The organism is Peribacillus sp. FSL H8-0477 (assembly GCF_038002765.1).
In the GTDB taxonomy this organism is placed as follows: domain Bacteria; phylum Bacillota; class Bacilli; order Bacillales; family DSM-1321; genus Peribacillus.
Map to the genome: position 1 here is coordinate 1730532 of NZ_JBBODE010000001.1, position 23752 is coordinate 1754283.

Consider the following 23752-nt stretch of genomic DNA (forward strand, 5'->3'; position numbering starts at 1 on the left):
TTTATTATTTCTTTTCTTGCATACGGTCGATTTTACCGGTTGTATAGAAAATTGTCTAAGATAATAGGTGAAATATTGTCAGATACGACGTAAAATAGGGAAAAATAGCTAGAGACACCTCGTAAAAGGAAGTGAATGTAGTGAAAAAAATTAGTGTTTATGCTCATCGAGGATCAAGAGGTACACATCCTGAAAATACAATGGCTGCTTTTATCGAAGCCGAAAGAGTGGGTGCTGATGGCATTGAATTCGATGTCCATCTTACTAAAGACGGCGAACTTGTTATTATTCATGACGAAACTCTTAATCGAACGACCAACTTAACTGGCTTTGTTAAGGATTATACTGCAGTTGAATTAAGAAAAGCTGATGCTGGGGTGAAATTTTCACCTGCTTTCTCTGGAGAGGGCCTCCCCTTCCTCTCTGATGTGTTTGAATGGGCTTCAGCAAATAAACTGATTATGAATGTAGAGTTAAAAAATGATAAGCTGAACTATCCTGCTATTGAGCAAAAGGTCATATCCTTAATCCGTCACTATCATTTAGAAAGCCGTATTGTTCTTTCTTCTTTTAATCATTCTTCTATTGCAGAAGTAAAAAAACTCGCACCCGACATCGAGCGTGCATTACTATTTGAAGGTCTTCCAGATGATATTGTCAATATTTTATCTAAAAAGAAGGAAGCAGGATTTCATCCAGATGCGCCTAGTCTAACCAAAGAGTTAAACAAGCAGGCACAAGAACTAGGATATGTTGTACGGCCGTGGGTAGCTAATACAAAGGAATGGATCCTTAGAATGGCTGAGTTCGGGGTAGATGTGATAATGACTGATTTTCCTGAAGCCGCTATAGGCATTCTTCAAACTAAACAAGATCTCGAATCAATATAAAAAAGAAGGGGCATCAGCCCCTTCTTTAATCCATATTTATTAGGTTTTATCAACGAGACGATCCGCCTAGTTGTTGTTCAGCCATTTGTACTAAACGCTTAGTGATTTCTCCACCAACCGATCCGTTCGCACGAGCAGTTGTTTCTGCACCTAAATTTACTCCAAATTCAGAAGCGATTTCATACTTCATTTGTTCTAGTGCTTGTTCTGCTCCTGGTACTACTAAATCATTGCTGCTGTTGTTATTTGCCATATGTCTTTCACCTCCTCTCTACTATTAATGATTTACTAATCTCCCCTTTTGTATGTTTGCCAATTTATTGAAAGTTGTTTATTCACTTATCATGAATAAAATCTTTTCTCATACATTAATAATGAAGTCTTTTTCTTTTATGGCATGCCATCTATAAGAAGGAGGATATTCCTTTGCAAATACATGTTGTTCAGCCAAATCAAACGTTGTCAGGTATTGCATCAACATATGGGGTCACGGTAGACAGACTGATTGAGTCGAATAAAATTCCGAACCCAACCAACTTAGTTGTCGGACAAAATATCGTGATCCCTATTGTAGGCAGTTATTATTTCGTTCAGCCAGGAGATTCCCTTTATAGTATTGCGCAGAAGGTAAACGTTCCGTATCAAGAACTAGCGAGAATAAATGGCCTTTCAGAAAATCAACAGCTCTCCGTTGGTTACCGGCTTTATATACCAGCTCGAACAAAAACAACAGCCGAATTTAATGCGTATATTGAGCCGCGTGGATCCAAAGTATCAACTGTCTTAGAGCAAAGTGCTATAGAGAATGCACCGTACTTAACTTATTTAGCACCGTTTAGTTTCCAAGCAAAGCGAGACGGTTCTCTTAAAGAGCCGCTCCTAAATAACTTTGCCGAAATTGCTAGAAATAATCGCAATGTTTTAATGATGGTTATTACCAATCAGGAAAATGACCAATTTAATGATGAACTCGGACGGATTCTGTTGACTGATATGGACATACAAACTAAGTTTGTGACCACGATTATCCGAACAGCAAAGAAGTATGGATTCAAAGACATTCATTTTGATTTTGAATATCTTCGACCCGAGGACCGCATAGCATATAGTCAATTTCTTCAAAAAATGAAAACACGTTTTCAAAAAGAGGGCTGGCTATTATCCGCTGCCTTAGCTCCGAAAACCAGTGCAGAGCAAAAAGGCCGCTGGTATGAAGCTCATGATTATAAAGCGATTGGCGCAATTGTTGATTTTGTCGTAATCATGACATACGAATGGGGATACAGCGGAGGACCAGCACAGGCCGTTTCTCCAATTGGTCCCGTTCGGAAGGTATTAGAATATGCCATCACGGAAATGCCCTCTTCCAAGATTCTTATGGGGCAAAATTTATACGGTTACGACTGGACTCTTCCTTTTGTACAGGGAACAACTGCAAAAGCTGTCAGTCCACAACAAGCAATCGAAATTGCCGCTGACTACCAAGTGACCATTGAATACGATCAAACCGCTCAAGCCCCCCATTACACATATACTGATAACGATGATAAACAGCATGAAGTATGGTTTGAAGATGCCCGCTCCATTCAGGCGAAATTTGACCTTCTTAAAGAATTAAAACTACGAGGAATGAGTTATTGGAAACTAGGTCTCGCGTTCCCGCAAAATTGGCTCTTAATCAGCGATAACTTCAATGTACGGAAACGGGCATAAACAGAAAAGCTGTCTCAAAAGGTCCCGAACCTTTGAGCACAGCTTTTTTCTTTTTGAAAGACTACTTGTAACTAAATAAATGACCGCCTTATGAATCCATTTTTTTTTGTACATAATGGAATTAAGGAGAGTGACAAACATGCTAAGAGTAAGAGTAAAACAATTTTATGACAGCTATCCACGCTGGCCGCGGCTGGCTCGGCTGCTCGTGATTATTTGTCTATTTCTGCTGGGATTCGGCACTCTTATTCATCTAGTAGAACCACAAACCTTTACGTTCTTTGATGGGATATGGTGGGCGATAGTAACTGCTGGGACAATTGGATATGGGGACTTCGTTCCCGTAACGCCTTTGGGTAAAGCGGTTGGGATCGTTCTCATTTTTTCTGGAGCTGGTATTGTTGCCACTTACTTCGCCTCCATTGCGGCAGTAGCCGCTTCCTCAGAGAAGTCCTTTATTGAGGGAAAAAAACCATTCAAGGGGAAAGATCAGTTAATCATTGTAGGGTGGAATGAACGCTCTCGGTATATTATCGCGGATATGCACGAAAGAGAACCACAGCTGCCTATTGTCTTAATTGATGAATCTTTACCCAGACATCCACTGCCGCGTACAAACATTCATTTCATTCATGGACGAGCTGCTGAAGATAACGTCTTATTTAAAGCAAACATTCATGAAGCAAAACAAATTCTTATTACAGCTGATTTACAGCAGAATGAATTTCACACAGACATGTTTTCAATCCTTACCCTTCTAGCCGTTAAAGGACTGAATCCTGCGATCTATTGTTTAATTGAGATCCTTACAGAAGAACAGCGTCTTAACGCCTTAAGAGCCGGAGCAAACGGATTAATTGAAACCAATAAATTCGCCAGTTTTTATATGGTTAAGGCACTTATTACCGGTAAAACTGTTTTTGAAGAGGAAGAGCTTCCCTCCAAGTAAAAAACAAACTCGGGTATGACCTTTAAAATCGAGAAGTTGATTTCCTTTCCAGGTGTTTCGCTTTCCGCGGGCGGGCGGTGAGCCGTATCAATGCTTACACTCCTGCAGGGTCTCACCTGTCCCGCTGTTCCCGCAGGTGTCGACTTCAATCAATTGACTTTCTAAACATAAAATTAAAGGCCTATTTGGTCTGAAAAAAGCAAAAGAGGTTCAGAATGAAACCATTCAAAGCCTCTTTTGTCTACTGAAACCTTCTCCAAGGACAAGGTCTTTTACTGGAGCAATTATAAGAGTAACTTTTCGACCTCATGCAAATGAGCCTGACCAAGAGAAATATAGTCTTCAGGAAATTCCCCATCCTTATCCTTCGGTTCAGCAAATTGGTTAAAAGCAGCGGTTACATTCCCGATATTACCCTCTGGATCAACACTATCCTGGTAGACATGAGACAATAAAAAGGGCTGTTGCAGTTCTACGACAGCACCTGCAGAATCGAGCTCGCTGTTAACTGCTTTAAATGGCAATCGTAAAAATAAATACCCTTCCTTATCATCCATTTTATAATCAAAAGACCCATGTTCATAATCCCAATTCCCACCAATTGAATAACCCAGCGGTTTCAACTTTTGTTCTAAATCAGACAGTGAAAAAGCCTTACCTGAAAGTGAAGAAGACAACTCAATCATTCAAACATCTCCTTTTTCTACTTTAGATTAGCTTTACCCACACCGGATAAATCATCCGAAGAAAGAGCCTGTCTTTCAAATTTCTAGTGTATCTGTTGGGATCTGAATCTGTAGTTGTTCGATCTCTTTTTACTTAGTTTCGTCATCCTTATCACTTTGGTTTATTTTCTCAATCTCTCCTTGGAGTTTCGTTAGCTGCTTTTCTAAGTGTGACGATGAAATTGATGATTGGCTGGCGGCACCGCTAACGGCCGAACTCGATAGTAAAAAAACTATACAAGATAAGAATTACCAATATATGAACAAAAAAAATCCAGAGCAGCATAGCCGCTCCGGATTCATTATTACAGACGTTTTTCTAGTTCCGCTTTCTTTTCCTCAAACCCAGGTTTACCTAGTAAAGCAAACATGTTTACTTTATAAGCTTCAACTCCAGGTTGGTCAAACGGATTAACTCCAAGCAGGTAACCGCTGATTGCACATGCTTTTTCAAAGAAATACACAAGGTATCCGAATGTAAAAGCATCCATTTTAGGGATACTTACGATTAAATTCGGTACGCCGCCATCTGTATGAGCAAGCAATGTTCCCTCAAACGCTTTATCATTAACAAAATCAACTGATTTGCCAGCCAGATAATTCAAGCCATCCAAATCATTCTCTTCTGCTTCAATGGTTAGCTCATGACGCGCCTGGTCAACTTTAATAACTGTTTCAAAAAGGTCACGGCGACCTTCTTGTACATATTGACCTAATGAATGCAGGTCAGTCGAAAAGTTGGCTGAGGAAGGGAAAATACCTTTTTGATCTTTTCCTTCACTTTCACCAAACAACTGCTTCCACCATTCAGAGAAATACTGTAAGCCTGGCTCATAGTTAATTAACATTTCAATGGTTTTACCCTTATTGTAAAGTACATTTCGAACAGCAGCATACTGATACGCAAGATTTTCGGAAAGTTCATCTGAACTGAAATCTTGACGTGCCTCTGCTGCCCCTTTCATCATTTCTTCAATATTTGCACCGCTTACTGCAATAGGTAATAATCCTACAGCAGTTAATACAGAATAACGGCCTCCAATATCATCAGCAATGACGAATGACTCATAACCTTTTTCTGTTGCAAGTGTTTTTAATGCACCTTTTGCTTTATCTGTCGTAGCATAAATTCGAGATTTCGCTTCATTCTCTCCATATTTTTCTTCGAGAAGTTTACGGAAAATCCTGAAAGCCAAAGCAGGTTCTGTCGTCGTACCCGATTTAGAAATGACATTGATTGAAAAATCTTTATCTTTTAATAAATCCATTACATCCGTCATATAGGATGAACTGATATTATTTCCAACAAAGATAATTTGTGGTGTTTTACGCTGTTCGCCAGGAAGTGCATTATAGAAACTATGTTGCAGCATTTCAATTGCAGCCCGAGCTCCTAGATAAGAACCGCCAATTCCAATAACAAGTAAAACTTCTGAATCCTTTTGAATCTTTGCAGCGGACTTTTGAATCCTTGAAAATTCTTCTTTATCATAATTCTCTGGAAGATCGATCCAGCCTAGAAATTCATTCCCTGCACCTGATTTAGCGTGAAGAGATTGGTGCGCTGCTTTTACAGCATCTTGTAAGTAAGTAATTTCATGTTCACCGAAGAACGGTAATGCTTTTGAGTAATCGAAACGTACATGTGTCATGTTAGTTCCTCCATCTTCTATAAGAGTACCACTTCACTTTATACAAACCCATCCCATTAATCAAGATGCTCCTATACAAAAATCACAGGGATGCACGTAATATTGCGAGTACGTCTTCTCGATTTAACTTCTTAAAGTTACCAAATTCGCCGTTTATCATAGCTTTATCAGCCATTTCTTCTATTTTCGAATCATCTATATCATATTCCGACAATTTTGTGGGCGCACCTAAGCTGCTCCAAAATTCCCGCAGTTTTTCAATTCCCTCAAGAGCTGTTTCTTCATCAGTTTTTCCTGCTGGGTCAACACCAAACACGCGGATTGCCACCTGTTTAAAACGAGAAACATCTTCATGAAGCACATGCTTCATCCAATTAGGGAAAATGATTGCCAGACCGCCTGCATGAGGAATATCGTATATCGCTGATACAGCATGTTCTATATTATGTGATGCCCAATCTCCTCGATATCCAACCTGTAAATACCCATTAAGAGCAATCGTACCTGAATAAAGAATGGTCTCTCTAAGTTCATAGTTGTCTAATTCATTTAACAGTTTAGGTCCAGACTCAATCACCGTAAGAAGTAATGATTCACAAAAACGGTCCTGAAGGGGTGCATTTGTTTTTTGATGAAAGTATTGTTCAAATACGTGAGACATCATATCAACCATTCCATAAACAGTGTGATTTTTCGGAACAGTAAACGTATTAACTGGATCAAGGATGGAGAATGTCGGGAATGTCAACGGACTTCCCCAGCCGTATTTCTCTTTTGTTTCCCAGTTAGTGATAACCGAACCTGAATTCATCTCTGATCCCGTGGCCGCAATCGTCAGAACCGTTCCAAAGGGAAGTGCTTCCTTAACCGGCGCTTTTTTAGTTACTAAATCCCAAGCATCTCCATCATACTTAGCCCCTGCTGCAATCGCCTTTGTACAATCGATTACACTACCACCGCCGGCAGCTAGTATAAAGTCAATATTTTCTTTTTTACAGATTTCTACACCTTTACGTACTGTCGTAATTCGCGGGTTTGGTTCTACACCGGCTAATTCATATATATCTGCATCTATGCTTTTGAGTTGTGTCATAATCTCATCATAAAGGCCGTTCTTCTTTATACTTCCGCCGCCATAAACAAGAAGTACCTTTGTTCCGTACTGCGGAATTTCTTTTGATAGTTGTTCAAGTTGTCCTTTACCAAATATTAGTTTGGTGGGATTTTGATAAGTAAAGTTATTCATTAAAAAATAGCCTCCTTTTTTCTTCATTATGAAGAATCGCGCGTAGAATTACAAAATATCGGATTGAGTAAATGAATAAATTTCGGGTTATGCAGCAAACTATAGATGTTCGAACTCAAAGGAGGAAATACTATGAGTGGCATTCAAAGAGCTGCACTAGTCCTTACAATAATCGGCGCCATTAACTGGGGACTGATTGGATTTTTCCAATTTGACCTCGTAGGTGCTATCTTCGGTGGCCAAGGTTCTGCCATTTCCCGTATCATATTCGGTCTTGTCGGAATAGCAGGATTGGTTAATCTCGGTCTTTTATTTAAACCGAGTGAGGAACGCTCTACGCAACCTGAAACAAGGACAGAACGTTAAAGAAGAAATGGCCGGCAATCGCCGGCCATTTCTTTATTGATATGAAAATAAATAAAAAAAACGGCTGCTCTCAAGAGAGCAGCCGTCGAAAATTATTTTTTAATTAAATCTTCGCGTTGGGATTGTTCGATCCATTCTTGAAGCTTGTCCTTCAACGTATTGAAGCCTTCATTTGAATCATTAGTTGTTGTTGAAGTTTTAATAGCTGCTTGACGTTTTTTAGGGGCTTTTTTAGCTGGTGAAGCAGGAACTTCTGGAGCTTCTTCAGTAGCACGAATTGATAATCCGATTTTACCTGCTGATGCATCAACAGAAAGTACTTTAACTTGAACTTCATCGCCCACTTTAAGATGTTCATTAACATCTTTAACATATCCGTGAGTAATCTCAGAAATATGAACTAAACCTTGTGTAGACTCATCTAACGCAACAAATGCACCATATGCTTGAATGCCGGTTACTTTACCAGTAACGACCGATCCAACTTCGAATTTTTCAGACATTGTAACACTCCTATATAAGTATATTTTTCCTCTATTACACGCAATATAAAATTATATCATACTTTTTGCAAATAATCAAAACATCCATATTCATTTTAACACACATTACATATTGTTTAAACCAGTAATTTAAAGAACGACCTTGTCTTTACATTCTCCAATTTCTTTTCAATTCAGTCATCCAGACAGCTGGATGATATTCCTATTATTAGAAACAGCCGATTTACAGCATTAATTCCCCTCTTGTCCTTCCCTAAAAAACATAGTAGTATAGTAAAAATATTCACAATTCAGCATTTTATAAAAGATACCTTCTCGATTTATTGTTGATTGTATTTTAAAAGGAGTTATTCAATTATGGCAAACCAAGAGCAGTGGACATCTAAGATTGGATTTATTTTAGCAGCAGCAGGGTCTGCTATTGGGTTAGGAGCGATCTGGAAATTCCCTTATATGGCAGGGACAAATGGGGGCGGTATTTTTTTACTACTGTTCATCCTATTTACCCTTTTAATTGGTACACCGATATTAATAGCTGAATTCATTATCGGCAGAAATGCACAAAAGGATGCAGTAAGTGCTTATAGGAAAATTTCACCTAAAAAACCATGGTATTTAATTGGTTATGGTGGAGTGATTGCCTCCCTTATCTTGCTTTCCTTTTATAGTGTTGTCGGCGGCTGGATTCTCTCTTATTTAGTACGAAGCTTCTCAGGCTCACTTTCAGGTCTTAGTCAGTCTGACTATAATGGATTATTTAATGACATTATCAGCAGCCCAACGGAAACAATACTAGCTCAATTCGCTTTTATGATTCTAACTATTATTGTTGTACAGGGCGGTGTTCAAAAGGGAATTGAAAAAGCATCTAAATATATGATGCCTGCATTATTTATTTTGTTTATTGTGCTATTGATTCGTTCTGTCACCCTTGATGGGGCAATGGAAGGGATTAAATTTTTCTTACAGCCTGATTTAGCGTCCCTTTCCAAAGAAACGGTTCTGCTTGCACTAGGGCAAGCGTTCTTCGCACTAAGTGTTGGTATATCTGTAATGGTCACTTATGCTTCTTATTTAAGCAAAAAGGAGGATATTGCTAAGTCAGCCTTTTCGGTTGTTGCATTAAATATCTTCATCTCCATATTGGCTGGTTTAGTTATCTTCCCTGCCGTCTTTGCTTTTGGTTTCGATCCTGCAAGTGGTCCGGGGCTTGTCTTTGTTGTTTTACCCGCCGTATTTAACGAAATGGCTTTCGGCACCTTGTTTATGGCAATCTTTTTTATTCTGCTTTTATTTGCAACCTTAACCTCAGCTTTCTCCATTCTCGAAATTATGGTTGCAGTTATGACTAAGAATGACACTAAAAAACGTAAAAAAGCATCATGGATATCCGGCCTTACTGTTTTCGTTGTTGGGATTCCAAGTGCTCTATCATTCGGTGTTCTATCTGATGTTAAACTTTTCGGCAAAACCATTTTTGATTTTGCTGACTTCCTGACAAGTAATATTGCTCTGCCTTTAGGCGCTATGCTGATATCCATCTTCGTTGGGTATCAAATGAAACGATTTGAAGTGCAAAAAGAGCTTGAACTTGGAACTGCAAGTACAGGGAAATTTTTTAGAATGTGGTATTTCTTAATCCGTTACGTGGCTCCAATAGGCATTTTCTTCATCCTATTAAGTTCTTTAGGAATTATTTAGGAATGATCAAGAAAAATACATTTTTATAAGATCTAATTCCTTCCTTATCATGGTAAAATTAGGTAGAAGCGAAATCTCTTTCTAAGGAAGTGAATTGCAATGACCGATATCGGTAAACTAATTAAAACATATCGAGAAAAGAAAAATCTGACACAGCAAGAATTAGCTGTTAAAGCAAGATTAGGTACTAAATCGATTGAAAAGTATGAGTCTGGAGAACAGATTCCCGATACTCAGACGGCATTGAAAATCTCAACAGTCCTTGATTTACCTGCTTCGGAACTATTAGAACATGAATACACCGTTCGTCATGATATTGATCAAGAAATCATCCAGCTGATTACTGAGCTTGGACACGAAAAGGCAAAGGTTATTTTGCGTAAGTTCAAGGAATTAAACGCAGAAGACTATACCTATATTATGCAAAAAATGTATGAATTAAATCACGTCAGTCAGTATAACGATAAAGAATAGTGGCAAGACTACTCGTAAGACATCTAAGGTTAGTCAGGATTCTATTTGCCCTGAAAAACATTCCTTTCTGATGTTTTTCAAGTATTCCCCCTTTTTAATAGGGCCCCCAAAGCTTGGGAGCCCTATTTTTTTATTGATAATTTTTCATAAATCGTGCTATTCGTTTTACTGCTTCTTGAAGTTGAACCAGTGATGATGCATAAGAACAACGGATATAACCTTCACCGCTTTCTCCAAAAACATCCCCGGGAACAACCGCAACTCTTTCTTCAAGAAGCAATTTCTCTGCAAATTTTTGAGAACTTAAGCCTGTCTTTGCAATGGAAGGAAACGCATAAAAGGCACCCCCTGGATTATGACACGTAAGACCAATTTCATTGAAGGATTTTACGATATAGTTTCTTCTCTGCCTGTAGCTAGTGCGCATATCTTCTACGTCATCCCAACCATGTTTCAATGCCTCTAACGCACCATACTGGGCCATTGTGGGTGCACACATCATCGTATACTGATGGAGCTTTAACATGGCCTCAAGAATTTCCCGCGGCGCACAAACAAACCCAAGACGCCAGCCAGTCATTGCAAAACTTTTAGAAAATCCATTGATTAAAATGGTCCGATTAATCATATCTCCTACTGATGCAAAGGAGGTAAATGTTTCGTCATACGCTAGCTCTGCATAGATTTCATCTGCGATCACCAGCAAATCATTTTTCTTAATGATCTCAGCAATTTTAATTAACTCTTCTTTATTAAGCTGTGTGCCAGTAGGATTATTCGGTGAACAAATAATCATCGCCTTGGTGTTAGGGGTAATCGCCTCTTCTAGTTCTGCTGGTGTCAGCTTAAATTGATTTTCACCGGTCGTATGAATGATCTTAGGAACCCCTCCAGCCATTGTTACTAAGGGAGCATACGAAACAAAGCATGGCGAAACCACTAATACTTCTTCACCTGGATTAATAATAGACCGTAACGCAAGATCAATTCCTTCACTTGCACCAACCGTGACTAAGATTTGATGTTCAGGTTGGTATGAGACGTTAAAGGCTTGTTCCATATAGCCGGCTATTTCCGTGCGCAGTTCCAATAAGCCAGCATTTGCTGTATAGGATGTCCTGCCTTCCTCTAAGGAATGTATAGCCGCTTCTCGAACGGACCAAGAAGTAACAAAATCCGGTTCACCAACACCTAGTGACACGACACCTTCCATATTAGCAGCCAAATCGAAGAACTTTCGAATACCTGATGGCGGCAGACTTGCAACCGTTTTTGACACATAATTCTCATTTGTCATGGTGACACCACAATCCGATTATCTTCTTCTGGCTGATCAAAAATCGTGCCATCATGTTTATATTTTTTCAAAATAAAATGTGTGGTTGTAGAGATAACAGAATCAAGTGTTGATAACTTTTCAGAAACAAATCTTGCAATTTCATTCATTGAGTTTCCTTCAACGATGACCGATAAATCATATACGCCTGACATTAAATAAACAGACTCAACTTCTTTAAACCGATATATCCGCTGTGCCACTTCATCAAAGCCCACACCTCGTTTAGGCGTAACCTTGACATCAATCATAGCGGTGACCCCGTGATGCTCATCAATTTTCGCCCAATTTATAATCGAAGCATACCGTACAATAATCCGCATTTCTTCAAGTTTTGTTAACGTTTCTTCAACCTCTTGTTCGGAGGAAGCTACCATTTTCGCCAAATCACCATAGTCAATTCGACTATTTTTTTCGATAATTCTTAATATTTCTAATTCCTTGTCATTTAAATGCATACCTTTCCCCACTTTCTTTACTCTATAATGGAATACATAAGTTTCAGTTGTTAGTAAACTTTTTTTATTATATCAAATACAAGTTACTGCGTTATAGGAAAATAAGGGCACGATAAAGAAAAGTGTGAACCCTAGGAGGACAGCTCGATGGAACAACCGATACATAAAGGCACCCAAACTATTGAAGAAAATGAACTCTATTATGAACTGTATCAACATCCCGAAGAAAGACCAACACTCATTTTACTACATGGATTTCTTTCATCAACTTTTTGTTACCGCAAGCTGCTTTCCATCCTTACCGAGAAGTATACAGTCTACTTGATTGATATACCCCCTTTTGGGCAAAGCGGAAAGAGCAGTAAGTATACATACTCTCTGACTAATATTGCAAAGACGATTCTAACCTTTATTGACATGCACAAATTGGAAAAAGTAATTTTAATTGGCCATTCCATGGGCGGACAAATAGGGTTAAACATGTGCAAACAACGGCCGGACTTGATAGAAAAAATAATATTACTTGCCGGATCAGGCTATTTAGCAGCTCCTTCTCGATGGTTAAAAAGAGCCAGTTATGTGCCTTTCTTCTCCTACTTCGTCAAGCGGTATCTTGAAAAATCCGGTATCGAAAAGAACCTCCGACAAGTTGTCTACGATCAATCGATGATCGACGATGACATGCGAGACGGATATACTGCACCCTTTCTCCAAGGAAAAGCCATCTTCAAAGCATTAGGAAAAATGGCCCGCGATAAAGAAGATGACCTAACGGAAAACGATTTACATACCATTCACACCAACTGCCTTCTCCTCTGGGGACGCTACGACAAAGTCGTTCCACTATCAATTGGCAAACGACTACACAAAGATCTTCCCTGTTCCCAGCTAATCATCATAGAAGACACAGGACATTTACTGCCAGAGGAAAAACCAGAAGAAGTGTTTCGTCATATTAACAATTTTATTACAAATGAAGGATGACGGCTCCAGGGGGTGGGGGTATTTGCTTTCTTTTTACAGCAGAATCTTGATTATTCCCGTCTGGATTGAGCTTAATCCCGTCTCGAGTATGGGTATTCCCGTCTAGATGAGCATTATTCCCGTCTGAGGGATTGGTATTCCAGTCTGGCACCTTATTATATGATGAAAATACCCATATGGGTATATTAAACGGTAATCAAAAAAAGCTGATCCATAGAAATGGTTCAGCTTTAGAAGGAGCAACTTGCATTATTTTTGATGGTTAGTAATTTTTCGGCAATCTTTAAGCATTCATCATATGCGAGTGCTTCTTCAAAGGAGAATTCATAAATTTCTTTAATTTTCCTGGCTAGGTCTTTACTGTTCTCTATGTCGCGCATGGCGATCATACAGTCGGCTATTTCTGGATCATAAAAATCTTCTCCTTGATTGAAAGGATCCCAGTTTCTCAGGACTTTAACCAGGGCAAGATTCATTTCTTGAGTTTGCATGCAATCATCACCTGCTATTCATTATCTGTGAACATGTTATCATATTACCATAGATAGTAAACTTTAAATGGTGGTGTTTGTAATGAATAACTTTGATGAACATATTGACCGAAAAAATACTGGTGCCTTTAAATGGGATCATATGAAGGATCTCTATGGAAGAGATGACCTTCTGCCAATGTGGGTGGCTGATATGGATTTCCCTTCACCAATAGGTGTACAGAAAGCTTTACTAGATCGAGTCATGCATCCTGTATACGGGTACACAGCTCCTATGCCGACCCTTTTGCCTGTCATTCAAACTTGGCTTAAGAATCGCCATTCCTGGGAAGTTGATAAAGAACATCTTTCCTTCAGCGCAGGCGTAGTCTCTGCAATTGGAATGACGATTCAGGGACTTACTGAACCTGGCGATAAAATTTTGCTGCAATCGCCTATTTACACACCCTTTTTCAGCATGATTGAACAAAATAATCGAGTGGTTGTTAATAGTCAGCTGAAAGTTATTGATGATCGCTTTGAAATAGACTTTATAGACTTTGAAGAGAAACTTAAAGAAGGCGTTAAACTCTTTCTTCTGTGCAGCCCTCATAACCCAGGCGGCCGCATTTGGACAAAAGAGGAGTTAACGCGTATGGGTGAACTTTGTTTGAAGTACGGAACTATAATTGTTAGTGATGAAATTCATGCTGACTTATTTCATTCTCCCTATACTCATTATCCGCTGGCCTCATTAAATGAACGTTATGCCGATCAGACTGTAACCCTGATGGCACCTAGTAAAACCTTTAATATTGCCGGCATGCAAGCATCGATTATGATTACGAGCAATAAAGATATTCGCACCAAAATAACGACTACACAGACTAGAAATGCCTTTCACGGGCTCAATATATTGGGATTAACGGCAATGGAAGCAGCCTATCAAACCGGGGAAACCTGGCTTGACGAAATGCTTGCATATGTTGAAACAAACGTAAAGATTGCAGAAGATTTTATCGCTCATGAAATACCTGGTTTGCGCTGTATGCACCCTGAGGCATCATATCTGCTATGGATTGATTGCCGCGGCCTAGGCTTGAGCGACGAAGAAATCCAAGAACTTCTTACTTCTAAAGGAAAACTGGCATTAGAGCCAGGAGCTAAATACGGTCCTGGCGGAGAAGGTTTTGTTCGAATGAACATTGGCTGTCCACGAACTCTATTAGAAGATGGACTCAACAGACTTAAACAAGCGTTCAGCTGAGAAACATTCACTTCCCTTTTGTAATGACACCGCAGGCGATTCGTTTCCCTGAGTCTCCTGCTGGCTGAGTCATCCCGTCATCTTGGTTTTGATTCACAATGATGGAAGTACCCTTCTGTGTAAAAAGCGTTGTTTTCCCTTTCCTTAACGTTACATCTTTTGCAGTAAGCGTTGCTTTCACATTACCAGAATCCTTTACAATTAAATTAGGCAAATCCCCAGCATGGGCTCCCTTCGGATGAAGAAGCCCATGCTCTTTATCATCGGGATTATAATGGTTGCCTGCTGATTTAAAATCAGGCGCTTTGCACTTACCTACACTATGAATATGAATGCCATGTACGCCCGGCTCAAGCCCCTCCAAATCAACTTTCAGTTTCAATCCCTTCGCTTGTTCCTGAAGCTTAATCGTACCCAAAGAATCCCCATCAGCATTAAACATTTTTACATCCAGTTTCTTCGGATTCTCTTCCGCACAGCCTGCAAGCAGCACCATAAACCCAATCAGTAACACTTTTTTCATCCAATTTTCGCCCCCTAATCTATTCCTATCTTCCCCCCAATAAGAAAAGAGATACAAAAAAAGCACCGTTCCAACTAGGAACGGTGCTTGTCTTTTAATACACGGTTTTAGCTGTAGAATACAGCTTATATCCGCCATCTAGATTTTTCACTTTTATACCATGACCAGTTAGAATACGGGCAGCTAAATATCCTCGTAAACCAACTTGACAAGAAACGTATAAGTCTTTATCTCGAGGTACTTCCTCGAGTCGTTCACGCAATTCATTAACAGGGATATTAATTGTGCCGTCAATCGCGCCTCTAGCCACCTCACCAGGGTCCCGTACATCAATCAATATACCTCCACCTGCCAGAAGTTCATCAATTTCATGCCACTGAACACTCTCAGCTGAACCATCCATAATATTTGAAGCCGCATAACCGGCAATATTAACAGGATCTTTAGCAGAAGAAAACGGCGGTGCGTAGGAAAGCTCTAAATCAGCTAAATCCTCCACCGTCATACTGGCTTTAATGGCGGTTGCTAGTACATCAATCCGTTTATCGATTCCGCCCTTCCCAACTGCCTGTGCTCCAAGTATTTCACCAGTTTTTTTATCAAAAATAACTTTTAACGTCATCGGTGAAGCACCAGGATAATAGCCAGCATGGTTCATAGGCTGAACGTGAATCACTTCATATGAGCGATTCATCTTCTTTAGTGTTTTTTCATTATTTCCGGTTACGGCAGCAGTAAGATCAAATATCTTTACAATCGAAGTTCCGAGTACACCCTTGTAGGCTGCTGGCAATTCATTAATCACATCTGCCACAATACGCCCTTGACGATTAGCAGGACCTGCAAGTGGAACAAAACCAGCCATTCCATTGATATAGTCCTTTACTTCAATGGCATCCCCAACTGCATAAATGGAAGGGTCGGAAGTTTGCAGCTTCTCATTCACTTTAATTGTCCCACGTACTCCAAGTTCAAGTCCTGCATCTTTTGCGAGCTGTGTTTCCGGCTGAACACCGATAGCAAGAATGATCATATCAGCTGTTTCAACCTTGCCGCTTTCTAAAATAATGGTCGTTCCTTGATCTTTAAATTCCTTGACACCATCGTTCAGGATTAAGTTTATCCCTTTATTCTTAAGCTCTGCATGAACAATTTGAGCCATTTCAAAATCGATTGGAGCCATAACTTGATCTCCACGCTCAATGACTGTTACCTTCACTCCGCGTTCTACCAAATTTTCAGCCAGCTCAAGACCAATAAATCCTCCGCCTATCACAACCGCTTGCTTGGGCTTTCCCTCATCAACATATTGTTTAATACGATCTGTGTCTGGAACACTGCGAACCGTAAATAAAGCTATAGCTTCTTCTATTCCAGGAATTTGAGGCTTAATTGGTTTAGAGCCTGGTGAAAGAATTAACGCATCATAGGGTTCATTATATTCTTCTCCCGTTTGCAAATTACGCGCCGTCACCGTTTTTTCTTGTGCATTAATCCGTACAACTTCCGTTAAATTACGAATATCTAAGTTAAAGCGATTACTCATTCCTTCAACAGTCTGAACAAGCAGCTTTTTACGATCTGAAATGACACCGCCGATATAGTACGGAAGTCCGCAATTGGCAAAAGAGATATATTCTCCGCGTTCAAACATAGTAATCGTATCTTCTTCATTTAACCGTCTCAGTCTCGCTGCTGCCGTAGCTCCCCCAGCAACACCGCCAACGATGATTATTTTCTTTTTCATTAATTTTCCCCCTCAATATACCTATGGGGGTATTATAACAAATCAAAAACAGGTGTGAAAGCTTTTGACACACTTTCACACCGTTGACACATTAATCCTCGCTGTCTTCTTCAACATAAGGTTCTTTTTCAGAAGCAGGCAAGTCGCCAAGGATGGTCTGCACGCCTTCTTCTTCTAACATATCCACATAGTTTTCATATTTAGCATTTCGATAGATGGTAACTGAATCTCCGTACAGGTCTACACCCGCAAAGTTTTCATAATCTTCGACGTAGCCAACATTTTCTTGTGCTTCTATATACGTATCGTTATAGTCTGCTGTAGGTTGAACTTGATCTGCAGGTGTATCGGACGTTCCGTATCTCGCAACATCCTGCCAAGAATCCTCACCATCATATCCCACTGATTCATGATCTTTATCTGCCACAAAACCTCCGAAGGACGTACGTAAAACTGATTCTTCGATTGGACGATCATCAGACGTATGTTGAGATGGAGAATGGTCTATACAAAAACGAGTCGTAGGCATGGCCTCCAGCCGTTCATATGGAATGTCTTTTGAGCATACCTCACATTTCCCATAATTTCCTTCTTCAATAGCCTTCAGTCCCTTATCAATATCTGCTAATTCAATTTGATAATGCTCATATAGGGCAAGATCCTTTTCACGCTCGTATAACTCAGTCCCTTCATCAGCTGGATGGTTATCATAACTTGATAACTCACCTGTTGAATCTACCAGGCTCCGCCTTAAACCAAAATCATTTTCATCTCCAAAGTGCTCCTTTAGCTCTTTTTTCTGCTGTTCGAGCTTTTGTTGAAAATCCTGTACTTGCTGGTTTGAAAGCATAATACGCCAGTCCCTTCCTCACTATAATCTTCTTTTAGTATTTTCCATTATCCATATTTTTATAAGTAATAAATAAGGGGACATTCTTGGCAAGCTGCGTTTTGTAAGTTATCCTAATGACTAACATAATTTTCCTATAGGGGTTTTGAAAAATGAAACCATTATCATTTCTTATTCATTTTGGATACACTCAAGCTTTGGCCTGTCTGTTTCCAGTCGCTATCTTTTTAACACTTGCACTTTCCAAAATCATTCCGCTTTCGATCATACCTCGATATGACTTTATTCTGATTCTTTGTCTGCTCATGCAGGTGTTTATGGTTACAGCAAAGTTTGAAACCTGGGACGAGCTTAAAGTGATTTGTCTCTTTCATGTCATTGGACTTGCTCTCGAATTATATAAAGTTCATATGGGTTCTTGGTCGTATCCAGAAGAGGGGTTTTCTAAACTTTGGGGAGTTCCGCTATACAGCGGATTTATGTATGCAAGTGTTGCCAGCTATATGTGCCAATCTTGGCGGCGTTTACACCTTACACTAGTCAATTGGCCGCCAACCATCATTGCAGCTATTACTGCTGCAGCAATCTATCTTAACTTTTTTACACATCATTTTATCATTGATTTTCGCTGGATATTAATGGGGGTCGTCCTTCTAGTCTTTTGCCGGACAATCGTAATGTTCACAGTAAACAATCAACCCTATCAAATGCCTGTGGTAGTATCGTTTGTTTTAATGGGGTTCTTTATTTGGATTGCTGAAAATGTGGCTACTTTCTTTGGGGCATGGCAATATCCGAACCAGGAAGAAGGCTGGCACCTCGTCCATTTCAGTAAAATCAGCTCTTGGCTGCTGCTCGTCATTGTAAGTTTTCTTATCGTTGCTCTTCTTAAACATGTGAAGAACCAAGAAGCACAACCAATCAATTTTAACCAATAAAAAAAGCTGCGGATTCTTCCCGAATTCGTAGCTTTTGCACTTATTGTGAAGGATCTTCTTCTGAAATCCTAAGATTTTTTTTTGTAATTTCTTCTTCTAATTTCTGAGTTTTCAATGCTTCATTTCGAGAGATTTTCATGATAAAGCGCATAGCGAATACAGCAGCGATAAGAAAGATGACACAAGTAATGCCTGCTGGAATATACTCAGATTTGTCTTCAGGAAAATAAAGAAACAGCCCCAAGACAGCTTGATTCAATTCATTCATTTCTACACTCCTTCCAGGCTTAAGGATCCTCTATATTATACCAACTTGAATCAATATACTCTAGAATAAAAAAAACGGGGATTTAAACCCCGTTTCAATTTTTCTTAAACTAATGTAATCGATTGAATCACGATATCTTCAGCTGGTTTGTCACCGTGTGTTGTTTTTGCGTTTGCAATTGCATCTACGATATCAAGACCTTCTACTACTTGTCCAAAAACAGTATGTTTGTGATCAAGCCAAGGTGTACCGCCATTTTCCATATACGCTGTGATAATTTCTTCTGGGTACCCAGCTTGTTTCATCTGATCGCCCATTCTGCTGTCAACATGCTGTGCTTGCACGATAAAGAATTGACTTCCATTTGTTGCAGGTCCTGAATTGGCCATTGAAAGTGCTCCGCGCAGATTGAATAGCTGCATGGAAAACTCATCTTCGAAAGTAGAACCCCAAATACTCTCGCCGCCCATTCCTGTTCCATCTGGATCGCCGCCTTGAATCATGAAGTCTTTGATTACACGGTGAAAAATAATTCCATCATAATAACCATTTTCTGCATGTGTTAAAAAGTTTTCAACTGTCTTAGGAGCTAATTCAGGGAAAAACTTAATTTTAATTGAACCTGCAGTCGTTTCCATAATTACTGCTTTTTCATTTCCAAGTACTTCTGTTGTTAATTGTGGAAAGTTTGTCATTGTGATAACCCTTCTTTCAGTTCTATTTTCGTAGGCCGTCCTATTGAAGACGACCAAGCATCAATTGTACAATACATGAAAAGGAAGAAAAAAGCATCTATTGAATCCTCCTTGCAGTTCGTATCAATATTCAATCGTGCCATTTATATGTATGATGATGGAAAGACATATTCTAAAAAGGTGGGATTCCCATGACAGAAAAATCATTTGTAAACGGTGAAATTGTTACCGCAATTTATAAAACGGGGAAATATATTGGGGAAATTACGGATGAACGGGCCAACGCTTACCTTGTACGGGTACTAGCAGTCGTCAATCATCCGACACAAGGGGATTTACACAATCCTAAACAAACCGATGTCTCTCTATTTCACCAGCGACGTGCATTAGCCTATCGTGAACAAACGAATGTCCCAAAAAACATGGTACGTCCTTACGACGAGACTGTGATCCCCGACTATCAAAGCTCATTAAAGGCTGCTTTAGAAAAACAGAAACAGAAATTGAATGAGGGCGGCAGGGAATGGGACCAAAAAAGCTTAGAAATGATTGCGGAACTTGAAGCTGATTATTTCAAATAATGACCATAATAAAAGCCAAATCAGTATCGTTGATTTGGCTTTTATAATACGAGTTGATCTAATACCTTCGATAAGTCAATTCTATCGCCGATAGTAGTGGGCTGGTGGTTTTTCATATAGCTTTTATCTTTTTCCACTAATTTAAAGATATTGTAAGTCGTCAATGCATCGTCTAGTGCACGATGGTGTTTACCTGTTCCTTCTTTTCCATATGCTTGTACGGCCTTCCAAAGACCTGTCTGATTTTGATCTCCAAAAAATCTTTTATATTCCAATGAAAGATCTACTTGTTTACCTGTAAACGGAAAGTCGAGTCCTGCTTTTTGACAATTGTTACGCAATACTTTCATATCCATATTTCCCCATGTTACCACCGTTGTAGGAAGCTTTTCATCATAGCTTTTTAACAGTGATACCAGTTCAGCAAATGGCATACCTAAATCGGTTTGACTTTGATTGATATGCAGGAACTTTTTACACCGATCGGTCAGCTTATTAAATCTCGTTGGTGTAACAAATGACGAAAATTCACCCGTAATGTGGCCGTTCTTCACCGCCGCAAACCCTACTTCAATAATTTCTGGATAAAATCCAATTGGATTTGCTTTCCCTTCCGGCATGGTAAATTCAAAATCAATAAATAGATACTGCTGCTCTTCCATGCTCTAACCTCCTTCTTTACACTATTAACATATTTAAGGTAATTAAGCCCTTTTTTTTATTAGTATATCAGAAACGAATTCGGAATATTTCATTTTTTTATACTAGATGCAACTTTTATTGCCTTAAGTTTTTTTTCCTCTATACAAAATGGAACATCCCTTCAAAAAGAAATTAACATTCTCCCTGAATTTGCCGTTATAAACAATGACCCAAAAATGTCCTTTTATTATCGTTTATACCCAAATATATTAGACAGGAAGTTGGACTATGCGTACGTTTCTTGGTTATGTCTTAATTTTTATGTTTGTCCCACTTTTCTGCTGGATGTTTTTTCTTTCCTATTCAGAATGGTCATCAAGCCTTAGCCTAAATCAAGTGCTTGATAAAAAGATTCCTATGAAAACCATTCCACTAGCTGAAACAAGTTGGATAAAAGATAAAAACGGCAGTGTAATCGCGTCAATCTCCAATCAACAACATAGGATTTCACTCGCTGATTCAGAAATACCAACGTTTTTAAAAGAAGTATTCATCATCGCTGAGGATCGTAGTTTTTATGATCATACAGGTTTTGATGCAGCAGCGATTGGCCGTGCAATAATGGTTAATGCAGCCAGTGATTCGATTGAACAAGGCGGCAGTACCATTACTCAGCAGCTAGCAAGAAATAGTTTCTTATCTTCTGAAAAAACGTATAATCGTAAGCTGGCGGAACTGCTTCATGCCTACCAGTTGGAACGGAAATACAGCAAACCGGAAATTCTTGATTCCTATATTAATGCCATTTATTTTCATAACGGCATGTATGGGATTGAAGCAGCAGCTAATTTTTATTTTAGCCAATCTACTGACAAATTGACCAACGCACAACTTGCTTTTCTTGCAGCGATCCCGAATAACCCAAACGCTTATAATCCACTAAAGCATTACGATGAAACAAAGCGCAGACAAGAACGTTTAATTAAACAGCTTAGTGAGGCTGGGAAACTGACAAAAAGTGAAACGAGTAAACTGATAGAAGAGAACATCACCTTGAATATCAACCAAAAAGCGAAGGAATCATACCCGGACTATACAGATTACGTAACCCATGAATTCAAAAGTCTCATCGCTCGGGGTGATGGCTTGGAAGCGAATCTTGCCAGTAAAGATTCCTCTATAAGAAAGGCAGCACAAATGAAGTTAGCTAATAAAGTAGAAACCTTACTTGAATCGGGTATAACCATCGAGACTGCGTTAGACCCTGCTATCCAGAAAGTCTCAAAAGAATCCGTGCAGCAAACGCTTAACGGAACCGATATCGAGGCATCAGCAGTGGTTATAGAACATCATACGCAAAAGCTTGTCTCTTTGATTGGGGGAAAGAATTATATCAAAAATTCTTTTAACCGTTCGTATCAAAGCTATCGTCAGCCAGGATCCGCAATGAAACCATTACTAGTTTACGCGCCTTATTTCGAGGAGACGAATGCACCAATTACTCAATTAATTAGTGGAGCATCTTATTGTAAAAATGGATACTGTCCCCGTAATGCCGGTGGAGGCAGTTATGGCTCTATTACCTTAAAGCAAGCATTTTCCCGTTCCTATAATACGCCAGCTATTCGATTATTTGAAAAGACAGGAATCAATACATCCTTTTCGTATCTAAAACCCTTTCGTTTCCAAAAAATCACCACTGATGATTATACTTTGCCCGCAGCAGTCGGGGGATTTTCGTATGGTGTCAGTACGCTGGAACTCACCCGGGCTTTTACCTCATTCGCAAACGGGACATATAAACCGGCACACGCTATTGTAAGAGTTCGTAATAAACAAGGAAAAACTCTCTACCAATGGGACGATAAAACAAAAACCATATGGAGCGATCAAACCGTTAAAAAAATGAGAAATCTTCTTCATGAAGTAACCATAAATGGAACTGGGCGGAAAGCGTATATTGAGCGTGGTTATATTGGGGGGAAAACCGGTACGACAAATGATGTTAAGGACCTCTGGTTTGTTGGACTGACGAACGACTATACCACAGGTATTTGGATAGGGAAAGATCAGCCGTCAAGCATGAATGCTCAACAGCTCGCTGCTCCTCATCTAACTATCTGGAAGACTATTAACCTCTCCATTCCAAGCTTATAAAGGCATGCTTGCTATGACACTGTTATAGAGCTTGATCCCACAGTATAAAATGGTACTCAGCATAGCTGACCAACCAAAAACGTGAAAAACAATGATTCCAATCAGCCCCGCTCCACTGAGTGCAGGGCTGATTTTGTATACAAAATAAATGAAAGCAACGAATGTGGTTGTAAGAAATATAGCTAAAATCCCTAAAATGGATTGAATACTTATGATAGAAGCAGCTCCTCCAATCAAATAAATCACAGCACAAGCTCGAATACTTCTTAAACTTTCCCCGTCTGATTCTTTGGAAAAAAACAATAAGGAAATCTCAATGGCTGTATCAGCGATTAGTTTTAACGCGGCGAACATCATAAAGACAATCAAAAACAATCCAAACAAAAGAGTTAATTTAATACCAGTAACCGAAAAAAACGCCAGCATTCCTTGATAAATACCAATCTGTTTTAACAAATTCAGGGTATGTAATTCACCATATACTGCAAAGGATAGACTGAATAATATAATTGAAATTAGCGGAAAATAACCTAGTAAATAGGTATTTTTCATTCTTAAACTTCCTTTCTTAAAAAAAAATTTTGCCTAAATATGACCTGTTTCTACCTATTTATAAA

The 23752-nt window shown here is 39.3% G+C and carries 26 protein-coding genes; 11 read left to right on the forward strand and 15 right to left on the reverse strand.

The window, feature by feature from the left end; genetic code table 11:
- The first annotated feature begins 140 nt into the window (after positions 1-140).
- The gene (locus tag MHI18_RS08810; protein ID WP_340846985.1) at positions 141-890 is read left to right on the forward strand and encodes a glycerophosphodiester phosphodiesterase; all 750 of its coding nucleotides are present in this window, start codon (positions 141-143) and stop codon (positions 888-890) included.
- A gap of 49 nt (positions 891-939) precedes the next feature.
- Here MHI18_RS08810 and MHI18_RS08815 read toward each other — a convergent pair whose 3' ends face one another.
- The gene (locus MHI18_RS08815) at positions 940-1143 is read right to left on the reverse strand and encodes an alpha/beta-type small acid-soluble spore protein (protein ID WP_040374861.1); all 204 of its coding nucleotides are present in this window, start codon (positions 1141-1143) and stop codon (positions 940-942) included.
- A gap of 173 nt (positions 1144-1316) precedes the next feature.
- Here MHI18_RS08815 and MHI18_RS08820 point away from each other — a divergent pair, with 173 nt between their 5' ends.
- Together MHI18_RS08820 and MHI18_RS08825 are read left to right on the forward strand one after the other, a co-directional pair.
- Positions 1317-2603 carry a glycoside hydrolase family 18 protein gene (locus tag MHI18_RS08820; protein WP_340846986.1) on the forward strand — a complete coding sequence of 429 codons (1287 nt, stop codon included), beginning with the start codon at positions 1317-1319 and terminating at the stop codon, positions 2601-2603.
- A gap of 139 nt (positions 2604-2742) precedes the next feature.
- The gene (locus tag MHI18_RS08825) at positions 2743-3552 is read left to right on the forward strand and encodes a potassium channel family protein (protein WP_340846987.1); all 810 of its coding nucleotides are present in this window, start codon (positions 2743-2745) and stop codon (positions 3550-3552) included.
- A gap of 284 nt (positions 3553-3836) precedes the next feature.
- Here MHI18_RS08825 and MHI18_RS08830 read toward each other — a convergent pair whose 3' ends face one another.
- The 3 genes from MHI18_RS08830 to MHI18_RS08840 form a co-directional block, all read right to left on the reverse strand.
- Positions 3837-4238 (reverse strand): YugN-like family protein, encoded by a 402-nt coding sequence (locus MHI18_RS08830; RefSeq protein ID WP_340846988.1) that lies wholly within the window; start codon positions 4236-4238, stop codon positions 3837-3839.
- 344 nt (positions 4239-4582) lie between these two features.
- Entirely contained in the window at positions 4583-5929 is a 1347-nt protein-coding gene (locus tag MHI18_RS08835; RefSeq protein WP_340846989.1) for a glucose-6-phosphate isomerase, read from the reverse strand.
- Positions 5930-6011: 82 nt separating this feature from the next.
- Entirely contained in the window at positions 6012-7175 is a 1164-nt protein-coding gene (locus MHI18_RS08840) for an iron-containing alcohol dehydrogenase (RefSeq protein WP_340846990.1), read from the reverse strand.
- A gap of 132 nt (positions 7176-7307) precedes the next feature.
- Here MHI18_RS08840 and MHI18_RS08845 point away from each other — a divergent pair, with 132 nt between their 5' ends.
- The gene (locus MHI18_RS08845; RefSeq protein ID WP_340846991.1) at positions 7308-7541 is read left to right on the forward strand and encodes a DUF378 domain-containing protein; all 234 of its coding nucleotides are present in this window, start codon (positions 7308-7310) and stop codon (positions 7539-7541) included.
- Between the two features lie 92 nt (positions 7542-7633).
- Here the strand turns inward: MHI18_RS08845 and yugI are convergent, their stop codons facing one another.
- Positions 7634-8044 (reverse strand): S1 domain-containing post-transcriptional regulator GSP13, encoded by a 411-nt coding sequence (yugI, locus tag MHI18_RS08850; RefSeq protein ID WP_340846992.1) that lies wholly within the window; start codon positions 8042-8044, stop codon positions 7634-7636.
- Positions 8045-8401: 357 nt separating this feature from the next.
- Between yugI and MHI18_RS08855 the strand changes: the two genes are divergently transcribed.
- Positions 8402-9745: a sodium-dependent transporter gene (locus tag MHI18_RS08855; RefSeq protein ID WP_340846993.1), complete on the forward strand. Its 1344-nt coding sequence runs from the start codon at positions 8402-8404 to the stop codon at positions 9743-9745.
- 99 nt (positions 9746-9844) lie between these two features.
- Positions 9845-10219, forward strand: coding sequence for a helix-turn-helix domain-containing protein (locus tag MHI18_RS08860; protein ID WP_340846994.1), 375 nt, complete (start codon positions 9845-9847; stop codon positions 10217-10219).
- 130 nt (positions 10220-10349) lie between these two features.
- Here MHI18_RS08860 and MHI18_RS08865 read toward each other — a convergent pair whose 3' ends face one another.
- Positions 10350-11516, reverse strand: a complete 1167-nt coding sequence (locus tag MHI18_RS08865) for an aminotransferase (RefSeq protein WP_340846995.1) — start codon at positions 11514-11516, stop codon at positions 10350-10352.
- Positions 11513-12013: an Lrp/AsnC family transcriptional regulator gene (locus MHI18_RS08870; RefSeq protein ID WP_340846996.1), complete on the reverse strand. Its 501-nt coding sequence runs from the start codon at positions 12011-12013 to the stop codon at positions 11513-11515. Before MHI18_RS08870 ends, MHI18_RS08865 begins: the two co-directional genes overlap by 4 nt.
- Before the next feature lie 147 nt (positions 12014-12160).
- Here MHI18_RS08870 and MHI18_RS08875 point away from each other — a divergent pair, with 147 nt between their 5' ends.
- On the forward strand, positions 12161-12997 hold the full coding sequence (locus tag MHI18_RS08875; protein ID WP_340846997.1) for an alpha/beta fold hydrolase: 837 nt from the start codon (positions 12161-12163) through the stop codon (positions 12995-12997).
- 230 nt (positions 12998-13227) lie between these two features.
- On the opposite strand, the gene MHI18_RS08880 is transcribed toward MHI18_RS08875, so the two are convergent.
- On the reverse strand, positions 13228-13488 hold the full coding sequence (locus MHI18_RS08880; protein WP_340846998.1) for a DUF1871 family protein: 261 nt from the start codon (positions 13486-13488) through the stop codon (positions 13228-13230).
- 82 nt (positions 13489-13570) lie between these two features.
- Between MHI18_RS08880 and MHI18_RS08885 the strand changes: the two genes are divergently transcribed.
- The gene (locus tag MHI18_RS08885) at positions 13571-14734 is read left to right on the forward strand and encodes a MalY/PatB family protein (RefSeq protein ID WP_340846999.1); all 1164 of its coding nucleotides are present in this window, start codon (positions 13571-13573) and stop codon (positions 14732-14734) included.
- Positions 14735-14741: 7 nt separating this feature from the next.
- On the opposite strand, the gene MHI18_RS08890 is transcribed toward MHI18_RS08885, so the two are convergent.
- From MHI18_RS08890 to MHI18_RS08900, 3 genes are all read right to left on the reverse strand, one after another.
- Positions 14742-15257 carry a superoxide dismutase family protein gene (locus tag MHI18_RS08890; protein WP_340847000.1) on the reverse strand — a complete coding sequence of 172 codons (516 nt, stop codon included), beginning with the start codon at positions 15255-15257 and terminating at the stop codon, positions 14742-14744.
- 94 nt (positions 15258-15351) lie between these two features.
- Entirely contained in the window at positions 15352-17004 is a 1653-nt protein-coding gene (locus tag MHI18_RS08895; RefSeq protein WP_340847002.1) for a CoA-disulfide reductase, read from the reverse strand.
- 91 nt (positions 17005-17095) lie between these two features.
- Positions 17096-17854 carry a TraR/DksA C4-type zinc finger protein gene (locus tag MHI18_RS08900; protein WP_340847003.1) on the reverse strand — a complete coding sequence of 253 codons (759 nt, stop codon included), beginning with the start codon at positions 17852-17854 and terminating at the stop codon, positions 17096-17098.
- Positions 17855-18006: 152 nt separating this feature from the next.
- Here MHI18_RS08900 and MHI18_RS08905 point away from each other — a divergent pair, with 152 nt between their 5' ends.
- Positions 18007-18792, forward strand: a complete 786-nt coding sequence (locus tag MHI18_RS08905; RefSeq protein WP_340847004.1) for a DUF817 domain-containing protein — start codon at positions 18007-18009, stop codon at positions 18790-18792.
- Between the two features lie 40 nt (positions 18793-18832).
- On the opposite strand, the gene MHI18_RS08910 is transcribed toward MHI18_RS08905, so the two are convergent.
- On the reverse strand, positions 18833-19060 hold the full coding sequence (locus MHI18_RS08910; RefSeq protein ID WP_340847005.1) for a hypothetical protein: 228 nt from the start codon (positions 19058-19060) through the stop codon (positions 18833-18835).
- 104 nt (positions 19061-19164) lie between these two features.
- Positions 19165-19755: a peptidylprolyl isomerase gene (locus MHI18_RS08915; RefSeq protein ID WP_340847006.1), complete on the reverse strand. Its 591-nt coding sequence runs from the start codon at positions 19753-19755 to the stop codon at positions 19165-19167.
- Between the two features lie 191 nt (positions 19756-19946).
- Between MHI18_RS08915 and MHI18_RS08920 the strand changes: the two genes are divergently transcribed.
- Positions 19947-20336: a kinase-associated lipoprotein B gene (locus MHI18_RS08920; protein WP_340847007.1), complete on the forward strand. Its 390-nt coding sequence runs from the start codon at positions 19947-19949 to the stop codon at positions 20334-20336.
- Positions 20337-20377: 41 nt separating this feature from the next.
- On the opposite strand, the gene kapD is transcribed toward MHI18_RS08920, so the two are convergent.
- Positions 20378-20998, reverse strand: a complete 621-nt coding sequence (kapD, locus tag MHI18_RS08925) for a 3'-5' exonuclease KapD (RefSeq protein ID WP_340847008.1) — start codon at positions 20996-20998, stop codon at positions 20378-20380.
- A 268-nt stretch (positions 20999-21266) separates the two neighbouring features.
- Between kapD and MHI18_RS08930 the strand changes: the two genes are divergently transcribed.
- A complete protein-coding gene (locus MHI18_RS08930) occupies positions 21267-23135 on the forward strand; it encodes a transglycosylase domain-containing protein (protein WP_340847009.1) in 1869 nt (622 codons plus the stop codon).
- On the opposite strand, the gene MHI18_RS08935 is transcribed toward MHI18_RS08930, so the two are convergent.
- A complete protein-coding gene (locus MHI18_RS08935) occupies positions 23130-23687 on the reverse strand; it encodes a DUF5366 family protein (RefSeq protein WP_340847010.1) in 558 nt (185 codons plus the stop codon). The genes MHI18_RS08930 and MHI18_RS08935 overlap by 6 nt on opposite strands.
- Positions 23688-23752: the final 65 nt, after the last annotated feature.